Here is a 15,858-nt window from a genome sequence, read left to right on the forward strand (position 1 = left end):
AGTTCTGAGGCAACGACCGTTGCCGGCTTTGAGCAGAACGCATAACTACAGAGTGTGCTTGTTCGCTCGAAACCATTAGGGTTTCGGTGGTCATAGCGTGAGGGAAACGCCCGGTTACATTCCGAACCCGGAAGCTAAGCCTCACAGCGCCGATGGTACTGCAGGGGGGACCCTGTGGGAGAGTAGGACGCCGCCGAACAATCTTTGGAGGACCCCTGGTCACCAGCGTTCAGCTGGGACCAGGGGTCCTTTCGTTTTTACAATGCTTGTGGTACCGAAGACAGGAGTCACCATGTCCACCAACTCTCCCGACGAGCGACCGGAGCGCGACCAGCGGCGACGGGACAGTGGTGACCGTGGTGACCGCGGCGGCTACCGGGGCGACCGTGGCGGCTACCGCCGCGACAACGACCGTGGTGGTTACGGCGGTCGGCGCGAGGACCACCGTGGCGACCGCGGTGGTGACCGTGGCGGCTTCCGTCGTGACGACAGGCGGGATGACCGTCGTGACGACAGGCGCGACGATCGTCGTGATGACCGGCGTGATGAGCGTCGTGACGACCGGGGCGGGTTCCGTCGTGACGACCGTGGGGGTTATGGCCGTAGGGACGATCGTCGTGAGGGTGACCGGGGTTCGCGTCCGGCGTTCCAGCGGGACGACCGTGACCGTGGCCCGCGCAGGGACGACCGCCGTGACGACCGCGGCTACCGGCGCGACGACCGAGGCGGCGATCGCCCCTCCTACCGCCGTGACGACGACCGTGGTGGGTACGCCGGCCGGCGCGAGGACCACCGTGGCGACCGCGGTGGCGACCGTGGCGGCTTCCGCCGCGACGATCGTCGTGATGACCGGCGGGATGAGCGTCGTGACGATCGGGGTGGGTTCCGTCGTGACGACCGTGGGGGTTATGGCCGTAGGGACGATCGTCGTGAGGGTGACCGGGGTTCGCGTCCGGCGTTCCAGCGGGACGACCGTGACCGTGGCCCGCGCAGGGACGACCGCCGTGACGACCGCGGCTACCGGCGCGACGACCGAGGCGGGGACCGCCCCTCCTACCGTCGTGACGACGACCGTGGTGGGTACGCCGGCCGGCGCGAGGACCACCGTGGCGACCGCGGTGGCGACCGTGGCGGCTTCCGCCGCGACGACCGCCGCGACGACAGGCGGGACGACCGCCGCGACGACAGCCGGGGCGAGCGCGGTGGGTTCCGCGGCCGGGACGACCGAGGTGCCCGTGGGCCCCGTCGGGACGACCGTGGCGGGCGTCCCGGTGGCTTCCGCGGCCGTGACGACCGGCGCGATGACCGGCGCGATGACCGGCGTGACGACCGCCGGGGCGGTGGCCGGTTCCGCGACGAGCGCGACCGTGACCGGGACCGGGACCGGGACCGGGAGCCGATCAAGCGGCTGCCGATCCCGGAGGACGTCACCGGTGACGAGATCGACAAGGACGTGCGGCAGGAGCTCCAGAGCCTGCCCAAGACGCTCGCGGACGACGTCGCCAAGAACCTGGTGATGGTGGCCCGGCTCATCGACGAGGACCCCGAGGGCGCCTACGGCTACTCCAGGGTGGCGCTGCGTCTGGCGTCCCGCGTGGCCGCCGTGCGCGAGGCGGCCGGGTTCGCGGCGTACGCCAACCAGAAGTACGGTGAGGCCCTCGCCGAGTTCCGGGCCGCGCGGCGGATGACCGGCAACGTGGACCTGTGGCCGGTGATGGCCGACTGCGAGCGCGGGCTCGGGCGGCCGGAGAAGGCGCTGGACATGGCCGGTGCCCCGGAGGTGCACAAGCTGGACAAGGCCGGTCAGGTCGAGATGCGGCTCGTCGCGGCCGGTGCCCGGCGGGACATGGATCAGCTGGACGCGGCCATCGTGACCCTGCAGAGCCCGGAGCTCGCCTCAAACGCGGTGCAGCCGTGGACCGCGCGCCTGCGGTACGCCTACGCCGACGCCCTGCTGGCCGCCGGCCGTGAGGCGGAGGCGCGGGAGTGGTTCGCGAAGGCCGTGGAGGCCGACCGGGACGGCAGCACGGACGCCTCCGACCGGCTCGCCGAGCTGGACGGGGTGGAGTTCGTCGACGCCCTCGACGAGAGCGAGGACGAGCCGGAGAAGCCGTTGCAGGAAGACGGCGCCGAGGACTGACGGCAGTCGCTGAAAAAGGGGGCAGGTTCCCGGTGGAACCTGCCCCCTTTCGCGTTCCGGGCGCTCAGATCTCCAGCGCCCGCAGCACCAGCCCCGATGCCGGCTTCGGGCCGAACGACGTCGACTTGCGGGGCATCGTCACGCCCTGGCGGGCCAGGTCGCGTACGACCTCCTCGCGGACCGGGTGCATCAGGACGGCCGTACCGCCGTCGCGTTCCGCCTTGGCGACGGTCGCGGCCGTGTCGTGGATGTAGGCGATGTGGGCCGGGGAGTCCTCGGGGATGTGCCAGACGTGGTCGAGGAGCGTGGCGTGCAGGACCGTGGCGTCCAGGGAGCGCCAGGCCGCCGGGCGGTCGGCCGGGATCGTCCGGGCCAGCAGACCGGGGTCCGGGAGGTCGAGGAGGTGGAAGGCGCCGTCGCCGGCCAGCAGGAAGGCGTTGCCCGCGCAGGACGCGTCCGCCAGCGCCTCCAGGGCCTCGGTGAGCGGCACGTCCAGGCGCCGTACCCGGAACAGGCCCGCCACCGCCGCGAGCGCGTCCGCGACCGGCAGGCCGTGCAGCAGGCGGTGGATGGCGCGGACGCGCAGGGGGTAGCGGGCGGTGTCGACGAGCAGGACCAGGCCGTGGTCCCAGGGGCTGGGGGAGGGGTGCTCGGCGCGCAGCCGGAGGTAGGTGGCCCAGCGGTGGTGGCCGTCGGCGATCAGGGCCTGCTGGTGGGCGAGGTCGGACCGGATGCGGGCGAGGTCGGCGGGGTCGGTGACGGACCAGAGGCGGTGGTGGAAGCCGTCCTCGGTGGTCGTGGCCAGCAGAGGGGGTTTCTCCGCCGTGCGCTCGACGACCTCGGCGGCGGTGCCGTCGCCCCGGTAGGTCAGCAGCAGCGGCTCCAGGTTCGCGCGCGTGGCCCGCATCAGGGCCGCGCGGTCGGCGACCACGGGCGGCATGACGTCCTCGTGCGGCAGCACCAGGCCCTCCGCCGGTTCCGAGACCCGCAGCGCGCCGATGACGCCGCGCTGGAGCATGCCGCCGCCGTCCCGCTGCTCGTAGACGTACAGGCCGGGCTCCGGGTCCGCGGTGAGGATGCCCTCGTCCAGCCAGCGGCGCAGGGTGTCGGCCGCCTGCTCGGTGCGGGCGCTCGGGGTGCCGGCCTGGGGCAGGATCAGCCGGACGATGTTGTAGGGGTCGGCGGACTGGAGGTGGTGCACCCCGTCGGGACGTACGACGACGTCGTACGGCGGTGAGGTGACGGAGGCGAGGCTGCCGACCCGGTCGGGGTCGTAGCGAAGGCCGCGGAACGGGGTGAGTTCCAGGCCCCGGCGCGCCGTTGCTTCCGAGTGACCTGCAGTGTTCATCCCGGCATCGTACGTGTGTCAGTGGCGTGCGGGATGATCGGGGGAAAGGCGATGGACAGCCTTTGAACGTCGGCGAACGAGGAGCGATGTGGAATGAGCCAGGCGGTCAGGACGAGGCCCGAGGGCAGTGGGCAGCCCCTGAGCGAGGCGTACGACACGGCGCTGCTCGATCTGGACGGGGTGGTGTACGCGGGCGGGCACGCGATCGCGCACGCGGTCGACGCGCTGGCGGTGGCGCGCTCCGGCGGGCTGCATCTGGCGTACGTCACCAACAACGCGCTGCGGACCCCGGACGCGGTGGCCGAGCATCTGACGGAGCTGGGGATACCGACGGGCGCCGATGATGTCATCACCTCCGCGCAGGCGGTCGCGCGGCTGATCAGCGAGCAGGTGCCGGCCGGGGCGCGGGTGCTGGTGATCGGCGGCGAGGGGCTGCGGGTGGCGCTGCGCGAGCGGGGGCTCGTGCCGGTGGAGTCGGCGGACGACGATCCGGCGGCGGTCGTGCAGGGGTACGGCGGGCCGGATCTGACGTGGGGGCGGTTCGCGGAGGCGTCGTACGCCGTCGCGCGCGGGGTGCCGTGGTTCGCTTCCAACACCGACCTGACGATTCCCAGCGGGCGGGGCATCGCGCCGGGCAACGGGGCGGCCGTGGAGGTCGTGCGGATCGCCACGGGCAGGGAGCCGCAGGTGGCGGGCAAGCCGCTGCCGCCGATGCACCGGGAGACGATCATCCGGACCGGTGCGAAGCGGCCGCTGGTGGTCGGGGACCGGCTGGACACGGACATCGAGGGCGCGTTCAACGGCGAGGTGGACTCGCTGCTGGTGCTGACCGGTGTCACCGACGGCGTCCGGCTGCTCGCGGCGCCGCCGCGGCACCGGCCGACGTATGTGGACGCCGATCTGCGCGGGCTGCTCACCGGGCAGCCGGAGGTCGTCCCGGCCGGTGGGGGCTTCCGTTGCGGCGGGTTCACGGCGACGGCCGGCGCGGACCGTTTGGAGCTGGAGGGCGACGGGGAGCCGCTGGACGGGCTGCGGGCGCTGTGCGCGGCGGCCTGGACGGCGGGCGGCGACGGTTCCTGCGAGCTGGACGGGGGGAAGGCGCTGGCGCGACTGGGACTGTGAGCAGGGGGAGGGGGACGCTTCCGCACCCGGGGATCGAGATCGGTAGCGAGGGTAGGCTAACCTAACCTCGTGTTGGTCGACAGTCCTCCGGAACCGCGCGCGGCGACCGCCCCCGCGCCCCCAACCCGCCGGGCGGCAAGGGCCCTTGGGCTCCTGCTCTCCGCCGCGATCCTGGTGCTCGTCGCCCTGGCGAGCATCGCGATCGGGGCGAAATCGCTGCCGGTGGACCAGGTCTGGCACGGCCTGTTCCACGACACGGGCACCTACGGCGACGTCGTCGTGGACGAGCGGCTCGCGCGCACGGTCCTGGGCCTGCTCGCCGGTGCCGCGCTCGGCCTCGCGGGCGCGGTGCTGCAGGCGCTCACCCGCAATCCGCTGGCCGACCCCGGACTGCTCGGGATCAACGCCGGTGCCTCGGCCGCCGTCGTCACGGCCATCACCTGCTTCGGCGTCACCAGCCTCACCGGCTATGTGTGGTTCGCCTTCCTCGGGGCGGCGGCGGTCGGCGCGCTGGTGTGGTTCCTCGGCGGCAGCCGGGGCGCCACCCCGGTGCGGCTCGCCCTCGCCGGTACGGCCATCAGCGCCGCCCTGTACGGCTATCTCCAGGCCGTGATGATCCTGGACGACGCGGCGCTCGGCAGGATGCGTTTCTGGACCGTGGGCTCGCTGGCCTCGGCCACCGACTCGACCATCCTGCAGGTGCTGCCCTTCCTCGCGGCCGGCATGGTCCTGGCGCTCGCGCTGGCCCGGCCGCTGAACGCCGTCGCGCTGGGCGACGACACCGCCCGCGCCCTGGGCGCCGGCCTGGGCCGCACCCGCGCGCTCGCCATGCTGGCCGCCACCGTGCTGTGCGGCGCCGCGACCGCCGCCTGCGGCCCGATCGTGTTCGTCGGCCTGATGGTGCCGCACGTCGTGCGCTCCTTCACCGGCCCGGACCTGCGCTGGATCCTGCCGTACGCCGCGGTCCTGTCGCCCGTGCTGCTGCTCGGCGCCGATGTCGTCGGCCGGGTCGTGGCCCGCCCCTCGGAGCTCCAGGTCGGCATCGTCACCGCGCTCATCGGGGGCCCGGTCTTCATCCTGCTCGTACGACGGCGGAGGACGGCCCAGCTGTGAAGACCCGATCCATGAACCGGGCCGTACGCACTCCCGGCGGGCTGTCCCTGCGCCTGGACCCGCGCGCCCTGCTCGTCACCGTCCTGCTGCTGGCCGCCGCCTGCGCCGCGGGCGTCGCGCTGATCGGCACCGGCGACGCGAAGATCCCCGCGGCCGACGTGCTCAGGACCCTCGCCAGGAACGGCAACGCCTACCAGGACTTCATCGTCAACGAGTTGCGGCTGCCGCGCGTCCTCGTCGGCCTGCTGGTCGGTGCGGCGCTGGGCCTCGGCGGCGCGCTGTTCCAGTCGGTCTCCCGCAACCCCCTCGGCAGCCCGGACGTGCTCGGCCTCTCCCAGGGTTCGACGGCCGGCGCGCTGGTCGTCATCGTGCTGCTGTCCGGCGGCACCACCCAGGTCACCGTCGGCGCCCTGATCGGCGGCCTGGTGACCGGACTCGCGATCCATCTGCTCGCCTGGAAGCAGGGCGTGCACGGATACCGGCTCGTCCTGGTCGGCATCGGTGTCTCCGCCGTCGCCACCGCGGTCAACGGCTATCTGCTCACCAAGGCGGACCTGGTCGACGCGGCCCGCGCGGTCGTGTGGATGACCGGCTCGCTGAACGGCCGGGACTGGGACCAGGTCTGGCCGCTGCTCGTGCTGTGCGCCGTCCTCGTCCCGCTGGTCCTCGTCAACGCGCGGGGTCTGCGGATGCTGGAGATGGGCGACGACGTGGCGAACGCCCTCGGCGTGCGCGTGCAGCGTGTCCGGCTGGTGCTGATGGTCTCCGCCGTGCTGCTCACCGCCGCCGCCACCGCGGCCGCCGGGCCCGTCAGCTTCGTCGCCCTGACCGCGCCCCAGCTGGCCCGGCGCCTGACCCGCTCGCCGGGCCCGAACCTCGTGCCCTCCCTCTGCATGGGCGCCGCCCTGCTGGTCGCCGCCGACTGGGCCTCCCAGCGCGCCTTCGGCGCCGACCAGCTGCCCGTCGGCGTGGTCACCGGCGTCCTCGGCGGCGCCTATCTGCTGTGGCTGCTGGTCACCGAGCGCAGGGCGGGCCGGATATGAGCGGCACCGACACGAACACGACGAGGAGCACTGTGAACCGCCTGTCCGCCGAGAACGTCACCCTCGCCTACGACCAGCGCGTCATCGCCGAGCAGCTGTCGGTGGAGATCCCGGACCACTCCTTCACGGTGATCGTCGGCCCGAACGCGTGCGGCAAGTCGACGCTGCTGCGGGCGCTGTCGCGGATGCTCAGGCCCAGCGAAGGCCGGGTGCTGCTCGACGGGCAGGTCATCCAGTCGATGCCCGCGAAGAAGGTCGCCCGGACGCTCGGTCTGCTGCCGCAGTCGTCCATCGCGCCCGACGGCATCACGGTCGCCGACCTCGTCGGCCGGGGCCGTTACCCGCACCAGGGCCTGCTGCGCCAGTGGTCGGCCGAGGACGAGCGGGTCGTGAGTGAGTCGATGCGGCAGACCGGGGTCGCCGAACTGGCCGACCGGTACGTGGACGAGCTGTCCGGCGGGCAGCGGCAGCGGGTGTGGATCGCCATGGCGCTCGCCCAGCAGACCCCGCTGCTGCTCCTGGACGAGCCGACCACCTACCTGGACATCCAGCACCAGATCGACGTCCTCGACCTGTGTGCCGAGCTGCACGAGAGCCAGGGCCGCACCCTGGTCGCCGTCCTGCACGACCTCAACCACGCGGCCCGGTACGCCACGCACCTCATCGCGCTGCGCGGCGGCGAGGTGATCGCCGAGGGCGCCCCCGGCGACATCGTCACGGCCGAGCTGGTGGAGCAGGTGTTCGGGCTGCGGTGTCAGGTGATCGACGACCCGGAGACCGGGACCCCGCTGGTGGTGCCCGCAGCCAGGAAGGCGCGGCTCACAGCAGCTTCCTGAGCCGGAACAGATCCAGCAGGCTCGCCTCCAGCCGCACCCGGCCCTTGCCCCAGGCGGTCGCGAAGTTCAGCTCGCCGTTCACCAGGGCCACCAGGTCGTCCCCGGCCATGGCGAGCCTGATCTGCGCCCTCTCGCGCGGCGGGCCCGGGTGGGTCTCGTCCACCTCGATCCGCCCGCCGGTCATCCGGCCGGCGAAGGTGACGTCCAGGTCGGTGATGTGACAGCTCACCGAGCGGTCCAGCGCGGCGGCCGCCCGGACGTCGCCCTCGGCGCCCTGCATGTTGTCCGAAAGCTTTCCCAGTGCGGCGCGGCACTCCTCGATCGTGGCCATCGCCCACGACGGTACCCCAGCGGTTCGCGGTAGCGTCTGGGCATGAGCGACTCGGTTCCGGAGACGGAGATCCCGCAGGATGCGGGGCAGGAGGCGGCGGAGGCACTTCAGGCGTACGACCCCGCGGCGCCCGCCCCCCTGGACGTCCCGCGCACCCCCACCGGCAACGCCGAGGTCGACGCCCAGCTGGAGCGGCTGGGTGACGCCGACCACCTCGCCACCGACGGCCACATCGAGGTGTACGAGGATGTACACAGAGGGCTGCGTGACGCGCTGACCGCGCTCGACGCCCGCCCGGGACCCCCGGCGCCCTCACCGTCGTACCCGGCGTCACCGACGTCGTACCGAAGCAGGAGCTGAACCGAACGTGGCAGGAGTCGCACGCCGCCGTCTGGACGCGGAGCTGGTCCGCCGGAAGCTCGCGCGCTCGCGCGAACACGCCAGCCAGCTGATCGCCGCCGGGCGGGTCACCGTCGGCAAGACCGTGGCGACCAAGCCGGCCACCCAGGTGGAGACCGCCGCCGCGATCGTCGTGCAGGCCGACGCCGGCGACCCGGACTACGTCTCGCGCGGCGGGCACAAGCTCGCCGGCGCGCTCGAGGTCTTCGTCCCGCAGGGGCTGGTGGTCGAGGGCCGGCGGGCACTGGACGCCGGTGCCTCCACCGGCGGCTTCACCGACGTCCTGCTGCGCGCAGGGGCCGCGCACGTGGTGGCCGTGGACGTCGGGTACGGACAGCTCGCCTGGTCTCTCCAGAACGATGAACGCGTCACCGTCAAGGACCGTACGAACGTACGCGAGTTGACGCTCGAGGCGATCGATGGGGAACCTGTGGATCTTGTCGTGGGCGATCTGTCCTTCATTCCGCTCGGGCTGGTGCTGCCGGCCCTGAAGCGGTGCGTGAAGCCGGACGCCGACCTGGTGATGATGGTCAAGCCGCAGTTCGAGGTGGGGAAGGAGCGGCTCGGCAGCGGGGGTGTCGTACGGAGTCCGCTGCTGCGGGCGGAGGCCGTGCGGGGAGTGGCCGAGAAGGCCTGGGAGCTGGGGCTCGGGGTGCGGGGCGTCACCGCGAGTCCGCTGCCCGGGCCCTCGGGGAACGTCGAGTACTTTCTCTGGCTGCGGGCGGGCGCACCTCAGGTGGACCCGGCCGACGTCGACCGTGCAGTGGCGGAGGGGCCGCGTTGACACAGAACCTGGCGCGTACTGTTTTCCTGCTCGCCCACACCGGGCGGCCCGCGGCGATCCGCAGCGCGGAACTCGTCGTCAAGGGCCTGCTGCGGCATGGCATCGGGGTGCGGGTGCTGGAGGAGGAGGCGCGCGACCTGCCGCTCCCGGACGAGGTGCGGCTCGTCAAGGAGGCGACTCCGCAGTGCCTCGACGGGTGCGAGCTGCTGATCGTGCTCGGCGGCGACGGCACGCTGCTGCGCGGGGCGGAGTTCGCCCGCGCGTCCGGGGTGCCGATGCTCGGTGTCAACCTCGGACGGGTGGGGTTCCTCGCGGAGGCCGAACGCGACGACCTCGATCGGGTGGTCGACCGGGTGGTGGCGCGGTCGTACGAGGTCGAGGAGCGGATGACCGTCGATGTCGTGGTGCACCGCAACGGGGACATCGTGCACACCGACTGGGCGCTGAACGAGGCGGCCGTGCAGAAGGCCGGCGCGGAGAAGCTGCTCGAAGTCGTGCTGGAGATCGACGGACGGCCGGTGACCGGGTTCGGCTGTGACGGGGTCGTCCTGTCGACGCCGACCGGGTCCACCGCCTACGCGTTCTCCGCGGGCGGCCCGGTGGTGTGGCCGGAGGTGGAGGCGCTGCTGATGGTGCCGATCAGTGCGCACGCGCTGTTCGCCAAGCCGCTGGTGACCTCGCCGGATTCGGTGCTCGCGGTGGAGGTGCTGCCGCACGTCCCGTCGGGGGTGCTGTGGTGCGACGGGCGGCGGACGGTCGAACTGCCGCCGGGGGCGCGGGTGGAGGTGCGGCGCGGGGCGGTGCCGGTGCGGCTTGCTCGACTTCATCACTCTTCGTTCACGGATCGGTTGGTTGCGAAGTTCGCGTTGCCCACGACTGGGTGGCGGGGCGCGCCGCATTGAGCGGTTTGCGGGGGCTGGTTCTGGTTCGTCGGCGGGCGCGGCTGGTCCGTGGTCGCCCGTGCAGTTCCCCGCGCCCCTCCTCGCCGGACCACTCGCCGGAGTGACAAAGGCGGGCCGTGTGCACTCCCCGCCCCGGACCTCGTATGGTCTGTTCCGTGTTGGAGGAGATGCGGATACGGTCGCTCGGGGTCATCGACGATGCCGTCGTCGAGCTGTCGCCCGGGTTCACCGCCGTCACCGGTGAGACGGGTGCGGGCAAGACCATGGTGGTCACCAGCCTGGGGCTGCTGCTCGGCGGCCGGGCGGACCCGGCGCTCGTGCGGATCGGCGCCGGGAAGGCGGTCGTGGAGGGACGGGTCACCGTCCCGGCGGACGCCGCCGCCGTCGTGCGCGCCGAGGAGGCCGGGGCCGAGCTGGACGACGGGGCCCTGCTGATCAGCCGTACCGTTTCCGCCGAGGGCCGTTCCCGGGCCCATCTGGGCGGGCGCTCGGTGCCGGTGGGGCTGCTCGCCGAGCTGGCCGACGACCTGGTGGCCGTGCACGGGCAGACCGACCAGCAGGGGCTGCTGAAGCTGTCCCGGCAGCGGCAGGCGCTGGACCGGTACGCGGGCGACGCCGTCGCCGTACCGCTCGCCAAGTACACCGAGGCCTACCGGCGGCTGCGGGCCGTCTCCGCCGAGCTGGAGGAGATCACCACGCGCGCGCGTGAGCGGGCGCAGGAAGCCGACATGCTGCGGTACGGCCTGGAGGAGATCGCCGCCGTCGAGCCGCGGGCCGGGGAGGACGCCGAGCTGGCCGAGGAGGCCGAGCGGCTGGGGCACGCGGAGGCGCTGTCGTCCGCCGCGACGGCCGCGCACGCCGCTCTCGCGGGCAATCCCGAGGACCCCGAGGGCATCGACGCCTCGACCCTCGTCGCGGGCGCCCACCGGGCCCTGGAGGCCGTACGGTCGCACGACCCGGCGCTGGCCGCCCTCGCCGACCGGATCGGGGAGATCGGCATTTTGCTCGGCGATGTCGCCGGGGAGCTGGCGGGGTACGCCGACGACCTGGACGCCGATCCGCTGCGGCTGGCCGCGGTGGAGGAGCGGCGGGCCGCGCTGACCGCCCTGACCCGCAAGTACGGCGACGACGTGAACGCCGTCCTGGCCTGGGCCGAGCAGAGCGCCGCGCGGCTGACCGAGCTGGACGGCGACGACGAGCGGATCGAGGAGCTGACCGCCGAACGGGACGCGCTCCGCGCCGAACTGGGCGGGCTGGCACAGGCGTTGACGGACGCGCGGGCGGAGGCCGCCGAGCGGTTCGCCGCCGCCGTGACCGCCGAGCTGGCCTCGCTGGCCATGCCCCACGCGCGCGTGTCCTTCGACATCCGGCAGACCGAGGACCCCGACGGCGTCGAGGTCGGCGGGCGTACGGTCGCCTACGGGCCGTCCGGTGTGGACGAGGTGGAGCTGCTGCTCGCCCCGCACCCGGGTGCGCCGCCGCGGCCCATCGCCAAGGGCGCGTCCGGCGGTGAGCTGTCCCGCGTGATGCTCGCCGTGGAGGTCGTGTTCGCGGGCACCGATCCGGTGCCGACGTATCTCTTCGACGAGGTCGACGCCGGTGTCGGCGGCAAGGCCGCGGTCGAGATCGGGCGCCGGCTGGCGAAGCTCGCCCGGACCGCGCAGGTCGTCGTGGTCACGCACCTGCCCCAGGTGGCCGCCTTCGCCGACCGGCAGCTGCTCGTCGAGAAGACCAACGACGGGACGGTCACCCGATCCGGCGTGAAGGTCCTGGAGGGCGAGGAGCGCATCCGCGAGCTCTCCCGCATGCTGGCCGGACAGGAGGACTCCGAGACGGCCCGCGCCCACGCGGAGGAGCTGCTGGCGACGGCCCGGGCGGACCTGTAGGCGGGTCCTGGGGTGAAGGGATGATCGACAAGCGGAAGTCCCGCTCCTTCATCCTGTCCGCCGCGCTCACCCGGGCCGGCCAGGCCGTGCTGCGCAAGGCGGTACCCGGCGGGCGGGAGCTGTGGGAGCGGAAGAACTACGCCGGGCGCACGGTCGAGCTGTACGCCGGGCCCGCCTCGGCGCTGGGTGCGGCCGTCGCCGCCGCGCGGGTGTGCCCCGGGGCCGGGCTCGCCGTGCTCGCGGCGGGCGTCTGCGGGGCGTACGACGATGTCGCGGGGGACGACCGGCGGGGCTTCCGGGCGCATCTCTCGGCGCTGCGGCACGGCGAGGTCACCAGCGGGGCCGTGAAGCTGTTCGGGATCTCGGCCGCCGGCCTGGTCGCGGGGGCGCTGCTGAAGGAGCGGGCGCTGGACAAGGTGCTCGCCGGGATCGTGATCGCCGGTGCGGCGCACTTCGTGAACCTCGTCGACGTACGGCCCGGGCGGGCCGCCTGCGCGGTGCTCGCGCTCGGCGCGCCGGGGCTGTCGCGGAAGGGGCCGGGGTGCCGGCTGTCGGCCGTCGCGATGGGCGCAGCCGCTGCCGTGCTGCCCGACGACCTCGGGGAGCGCGCGATGATCGGGGACACGGGGGCGCACGCGCTCGGCGCCGCGCTGGGGGCGGCCGTCGTGGCGGGCAACGGGCGCGCGGGACTGCTCGCGCACGCCGTCGCCGTCGTGGCCGCCGCCGTCCAGGGGGACCGGGTGAGTGCGTGGGCGGGCGCGCTGTGAGCGTCTGACCTCGCCGGACGCGGCTCGAACGCTGTTCGCCCGGGCCGGGGTCCGCCTCACCCGTGTGGGTGGCGTGCTCCGGCGCATTGCCCCGGCCCGCCGGACAGTGCGCCCTCCCGATTTCCCGTAACGGCCTTATCCCCTGGCATGCTTGAAGGCACACGGTCCGCGCGGCAGGCGCGCGGGGTACGTCCTTGAGCCCCCCGGAGCCCGCTACCTTCTGTACGTTTCCTCGTGACCGCCCACGCCGAACCAGGAGCCCCGGCCCCGTGAGCCCCCTGAGCAGCAACGCACCGCACGGCCAGTCGCAGCTGCGCACCGTGCAGGTGCTGGGCGGGGGCAACGCCGGCAGCAGCGCGCATGTCCGCTCGCTGGCCGAGGGACTGGTGGCGAGGGGCGTGCGGGTCACGGTGTGCGCCCCCGTCGAGGCCGACCGCGCCTACGACTTCACCGGCGCCGGTGCCGAGCACGTGCACGTGCCGCGCAGCAGCGACCCCGTCTCCGTGGCCGCGCTGCGGACGGCCTGCGCCCACGCCGACCTCGTGCACGCGCACGGGCTGCACGCCTCCTTCCGGGCCGTCCTCGCGCTCAGCGGCCGCAGCACCCCGCTGGTGGTCACCTGGCACAACCGGGCCCACGCCGAGGGCCCGCGGGCGCATCTGCTGCGGCTGCTGGAGCGGCGGGTGGCGCGGACGGCGGCCGTGGTCCTCGGCACCAGCTCCGACCTGGTGGACCGGGCGCGGGCGACGGGGGCGCGGGACGCCCGGCTCGCCGCCGTCGGCCTGCCGGGGCAGCGCCGGCCCGTCGTCCTCGACGACCCCGACCGGCTGCGTCCCAAGGCCCGGGCCGAACTCGGCGCCACCGGCCGCCCGCTGCTCGTCGCGGTCGGCTCCCTCGACCGGCAGCGCGGCTACGGCCTCCTGCTCGACGCGGCCCGCGCCTGGCGGGACCTGGACCCCGTGCCGCTGGTCGTCATCGCCGGGGAGGGGCCGCTGCGCCCGGAGCTGCAGCGGCGGATCGAGCACGAGCGGCTGCCGGTGCGGCTCATCGGGCACCGCGAGGACGTGCCCGAGCTGCTCGCCGCCGCCGATCTCGCGCTGCTCACGAGCAGGTGGGAGTCGAGGTCCGTCCTCGCCCAGGAGGCCCTCCACGCGCGCGTGCCGCTCGTCGCCACCCGGGTCGGCGGCATCCCCGACCTGGTCGGCGACGCGGCCGAACTCGTCCCGTACGGCGACCCCGAGGCCCTCGCGTCCACCGTCGTACGGCTCCTCGCGGACCCGGAGCGCCGGGAGGAGCTGCGCGAGCGCGGGGTACGGCAGGCCGCCGGCTGGCCGACCGAGGATGAGACGGTCGCCCAAGTGCTCAGCGTCTACGACGAGTTGACACAGCCGAGGCCACTCGCCTAGGCCCCGTCGTCCAACTCCCGCCGTCCGCTCGGAGGGCGGGCCTCGCGCCCGCCGCGGAGCAGCTGATGCCTGCCGTAGGTGCGTGGCTCTGGGGGGAGGGAGTTTGACGGCAGGGCCTGGGGAACGTGGGCTCAGGGCACGTGCCGGCGGGCCCGCAGGGCGAGGCTCAGTGCCAGGACCGTCTGCGGGTCGTCCAGGTCGGTGCCCAGCAACTCGCCGATGCGGGCGAGCCGGTTGTACAGGGTCTGCCGGTTGAGGTGGAGTTCGCGGGCCGTCTCCGCCTTGCGGCCGGCGTGCGCCAGGTAGGTCTGCAGGGTCGGCAGCAGCGGCGGCTTGGAGCGGTTGTCGTGGTCGCGCAGCGGGCCGATCGCACGGTCCACGAACGCGGCGAGGTCCGGGTGGTCCCGCAGCCGCCACAGCAGCAGGTCGATGTCGAGGCGGCGGGCGTCGTACCAGGGCCGGTCGGTCAGGCCCTGCGCGGCCGTCGCCGTCTCCGCCGCGTGCCGCAGCCCGGCCGACGCGGCCGCCCAGCCGCCCGCCACGCCGACCACCACGACCGGCGGCGGGGAGCCCGGCCGGCGCATCCCGGCCCGCTCCACGCCCGCCCTGAGCGCCGCCGCCACCCGGTCCGCGACCGCCGAGCGCTCCGACTCCGAGCGCAGCCCCAGCAGCACCAGCACCCGGCCCTCCACCGGCCGCACGCCCAGCAGCACCGGCACACCCACGGCGGCCAGCTCCTCGGAGACCGCCCGCGCCAGCACGGCCCAGCCGCCGCCGGGCGAGAGAGTGTCCCCGAGCCGCATCACCACCGGCAGCAACGGGCTGTCGCCGGGCTTGAAGCCGAGGACCCGGGCCTGCGCCGGGGCGTCCTCGGCGGTGATCCGGCCCTCGGCGAGATCGGTGAGGAAGTCACCGCGGCCGCGGGCCGCCAGCTCCTCCTCCTGCCGGGCCTGCATCAGCACCACGGCGAGGATGCCGGCCGCCCGCTCGGCGGCGATCCGGTGCACCGGGGCCAGGGCCGCGCGGACCGGCAGCAGGGCCAGGCGGGCGCGCACGGAACCGGCCGTACCGGGGCCGCCGCCGGGCACGTCCACCAGCACCGAACCGGCGGGCGGCGGCGCGTCCTTGTGCGGGCCGCGCAGCCCCTCCCACACCTGGAGCGGATCCGCCCCCTCGGGGCCCTCCCCGGCGGCGTACAGCAGGCGGCCGTCGGCCGTCTCCAGGAACACCGGGTTGCCGCTGAAGTCCGCCAGGATGCCCAGCACCTGCGGCACCCCGCCGCCGCCCAGCAGCGCCTCGGTGCAGCGCCGGTGCACCTCCTCGGCCCGCTGCAGCAGGGCGTAGTGGCCGTTGACGATCTCGGTGTGGATCTCCTCGGTCACCGTCACGAACGGCACCTCGCGGTGCAGCTGGACCAGCGGCAGCCCGGCGGCGCGCGCGGTGTCCACCAGGGCGGCGGGCAGCCGGCTGAAGCGCGGGCCCAGCTCCACCACCAGGGCGGCGATCCCGCGCTCGGCGAGGGTGCGCACGAACGCCCGCTGCTCGGCCGGGCGGGTGCCGAGGCCGTAGCCGGTGGTGAGGAGCAGTTCGCCGCCCTTGAGCAGCGAGGCGATGTTGGGCACCTCGCCCGCGTGCACCCAGCGCACCGTGCGGCCGAGCCGGTCGGCACCCGCCAGGATCTCCGGCAGTCCGCTGCGCAGCCCCGGCAGTTCCAGCGCCCGCTGAACGGTGATCCCGGCGCCCTGGGTGTCGAATCGGTGGTCCGTACGGCTGTCCATGCA

15 protein-coding genes and 1 rRNA gene are annotated in these 15,858 nt (G+C 74.2%); 12 read left to right on the plus strand and 4 right to left on the minus strand.

The genetic code is table 11. The features are described from left to right. The first annotated feature begins 82 nt into the window (after positions 1–82). Positions 83–199: ribosomal RNA gene (gene rrf / locus ABB07_RS30040) — 5S ribosomal RNA — on the plus strand. 30 nt (positions 200–229) lie between these two features. Here rrf and ABB07_RS30045 read toward each other — a convergent pair. Next, positions 230–1,105, minus strand: a complete 876-nt coding sequence (locus ABB07_RS30045; RefSeq protein WP_208903850.1) for a hypothetical protein — start codon at positions 1,103–1,105, stop codon at positions 230–232. A 348-nt stretch (positions 1,106–1,453) separates the two neighbouring features. On the opposite strand from ABB07_RS30045, the gene ABB07_RS30050 reads away from it, so the two are divergent. Beyond that, entirely contained in the window at positions 1,454–2,140 is a 687-nt protein-coding gene (locus tag ABB07_RS30050; protein WP_244189557.1) for a tetratricopeptide repeat protein, read from the plus strand. 64 nt (positions 2,141–2,204) lie between these two features. Here the strand turns inward: ABB07_RS30050 and ABB07_RS30055 are convergent, their stop codons facing one another. Then, positions 2,205–3,488, minus strand: coding sequence for a DUF1015 domain-containing protein (locus tag ABB07_RS30055; protein WP_208901655.1), 1,284 nt, complete (start codon positions 3,486–3,488; stop codon positions 2,205–2,207). 93 nt (positions 3,489–3,581) lie between these two features. Here ABB07_RS30055 and ABB07_RS30060 point away from each other — a divergent pair, with 93 nt between their 5' ends. The 4 genes from ABB07_RS30060 to ABB07_RS30075 all read left to right on the plus strand — a co-directional run bounded on the left by ABB07_RS30060 (position 3,582) and on the right by ABB07_RS30075 (position 7,602). After that, positions 3,582–4,610: an HAD-IIA family hydrolase gene (locus ABB07_RS30060; RefSeq protein WP_208901656.1), complete on the plus strand. Its 1,029-nt coding sequence runs from the start codon at positions 3,582–3,584 to the stop codon at positions 4,608–4,610. 69 nt (positions 4,611–4,679) lie between these two features. After that, positions 4,680–5,723, plus strand: coding sequence for a FecCD family ABC transporter permease (locus ABB07_RS30065; protein ID WP_208901657.1), 1,044 nt, complete (start codon positions 4,680–4,682; stop codon positions 5,721–5,723). An 11-nt stretch (positions 5,724–5,734) separates the two neighbouring features. Beyond that, positions 5,735–6,766 carry a FecCD family ABC transporter permease gene (locus ABB07_RS30070; RefSeq protein WP_208903679.1) on the plus strand — a complete coding sequence of 344 codons (1,032 nt, stop codon included), beginning with the start codon at positions 5,735–5,737 and terminating at the stop codon, positions 6,764–6,766. Next, complete coding sequence (locus ABB07_RS30075; protein ID WP_208901658.1) at positions 6,763–7,602, plus strand: ABC transporter ATP-binding protein; 840 nt, start codon at positions 6,763–6,765, stop codon at positions 7,600–7,602. Before ABB07_RS30070 ends, ABB07_RS30075 begins: the two co-directional genes overlap by 4 nt. Here ABB07_RS30075 and ABB07_RS30080 read toward each other — a convergent pair. Next, positions 7,586–7,933, minus strand: a complete 348-nt coding sequence (locus ABB07_RS30080; RefSeq protein WP_208901659.1) for a sterol-binding protein — start codon at positions 7,931–7,933, stop codon at positions 7,586–7,588. The genes ABB07_RS30075 and ABB07_RS30080 overlap by 17 nt on opposite strands. A 42-nt stretch (positions 7,934–7,975) precedes the next feature. Here ABB07_RS30080 and ABB07_RS30085 point away from each other — a divergent pair, with 42 nt between their 5' ends. From ABB07_RS30085 to ABB07_RS30110, 6 genes are all read left to right on the plus strand, one after another. After that, a complete protein-coding gene (locus ABB07_RS30085; protein ID WP_208901660.1) occupies positions 7,976–8,293 on the plus strand; it encodes a hypothetical protein in 318 nt (105 codons plus the stop codon). Between the two features lie 7 nt (positions 8,294–8,300). Further along, the gene (locus tag ABB07_RS30090) at positions 8,301–9,116 is read left to right on the plus strand and encodes a TlyA family RNA methyltransferase (protein WP_208901661.1); all 816 of its coding nucleotides are present in this window, start codon (positions 8,301–8,303) and stop codon (positions 9,114–9,116) included. Beyond that, positions 9,113–10,018 (plus strand): NAD kinase, encoded by a 906-nt coding sequence (locus tag ABB07_RS30095; RefSeq protein WP_208901662.1) that lies wholly within the window; start codon positions 9,113–9,115, stop codon positions 10,016–10,018. The genes ABB07_RS30090 and ABB07_RS30095 overlap by 4 nt, the downstream gene beginning before the upstream one ends. Positions 10,019–10,161: 143 nt before the next feature. Continuing rightward, positions 10,162–11,904 (plus strand): DNA repair protein RecN, encoded by a 1,743-nt coding sequence (gene recN / locus ABB07_RS30100; RefSeq protein WP_208901663.1) that lies wholly within the window; start codon positions 10,162–10,164, stop codon positions 11,902–11,904. Positions 11,905–11,924: 20 nt separating this feature from the next. Then, on the plus strand, positions 11,925–12,671 hold the full coding sequence (locus ABB07_RS30105; protein ID WP_208901664.1) for a hypothetical protein: 747 nt from the start codon (positions 11,925–11,927) through the stop codon (positions 12,669–12,671). Positions 12,672–12,940: 269 nt separating this feature from the next. Next, positions 12,941–14,077 (plus strand): glycosyltransferase family 4 protein, encoded by a 1,137-nt coding sequence (locus tag ABB07_RS30110; RefSeq protein WP_208901665.1) that lies wholly within the window; start codon positions 12,941–12,943, stop codon positions 14,075–14,077. 131 nt (positions 14,078–14,208) lie between these two features. On the opposite strand, the gene ABB07_RS30115 is transcribed toward ABB07_RS30110, so the two are convergent. Further along, entirely contained in the window at positions 14,209–15,855 is a 1,647-nt protein-coding gene (locus ABB07_RS30115) for a PucR family transcriptional regulator (RefSeq protein WP_208901666.1), read from the minus strand. Positions 15,856–15,858 lie beyond the last annotated feature (3 nt).

The organism is Streptomyces incarnatus (assembly GCF_001027185.1).
Classification (GTDB): domain Bacteria; phylum Actinomycetota; class Actinomycetes; order Streptomycetales; family Streptomycetaceae; genus Streptomyces; species Streptomyces puniciscabiei.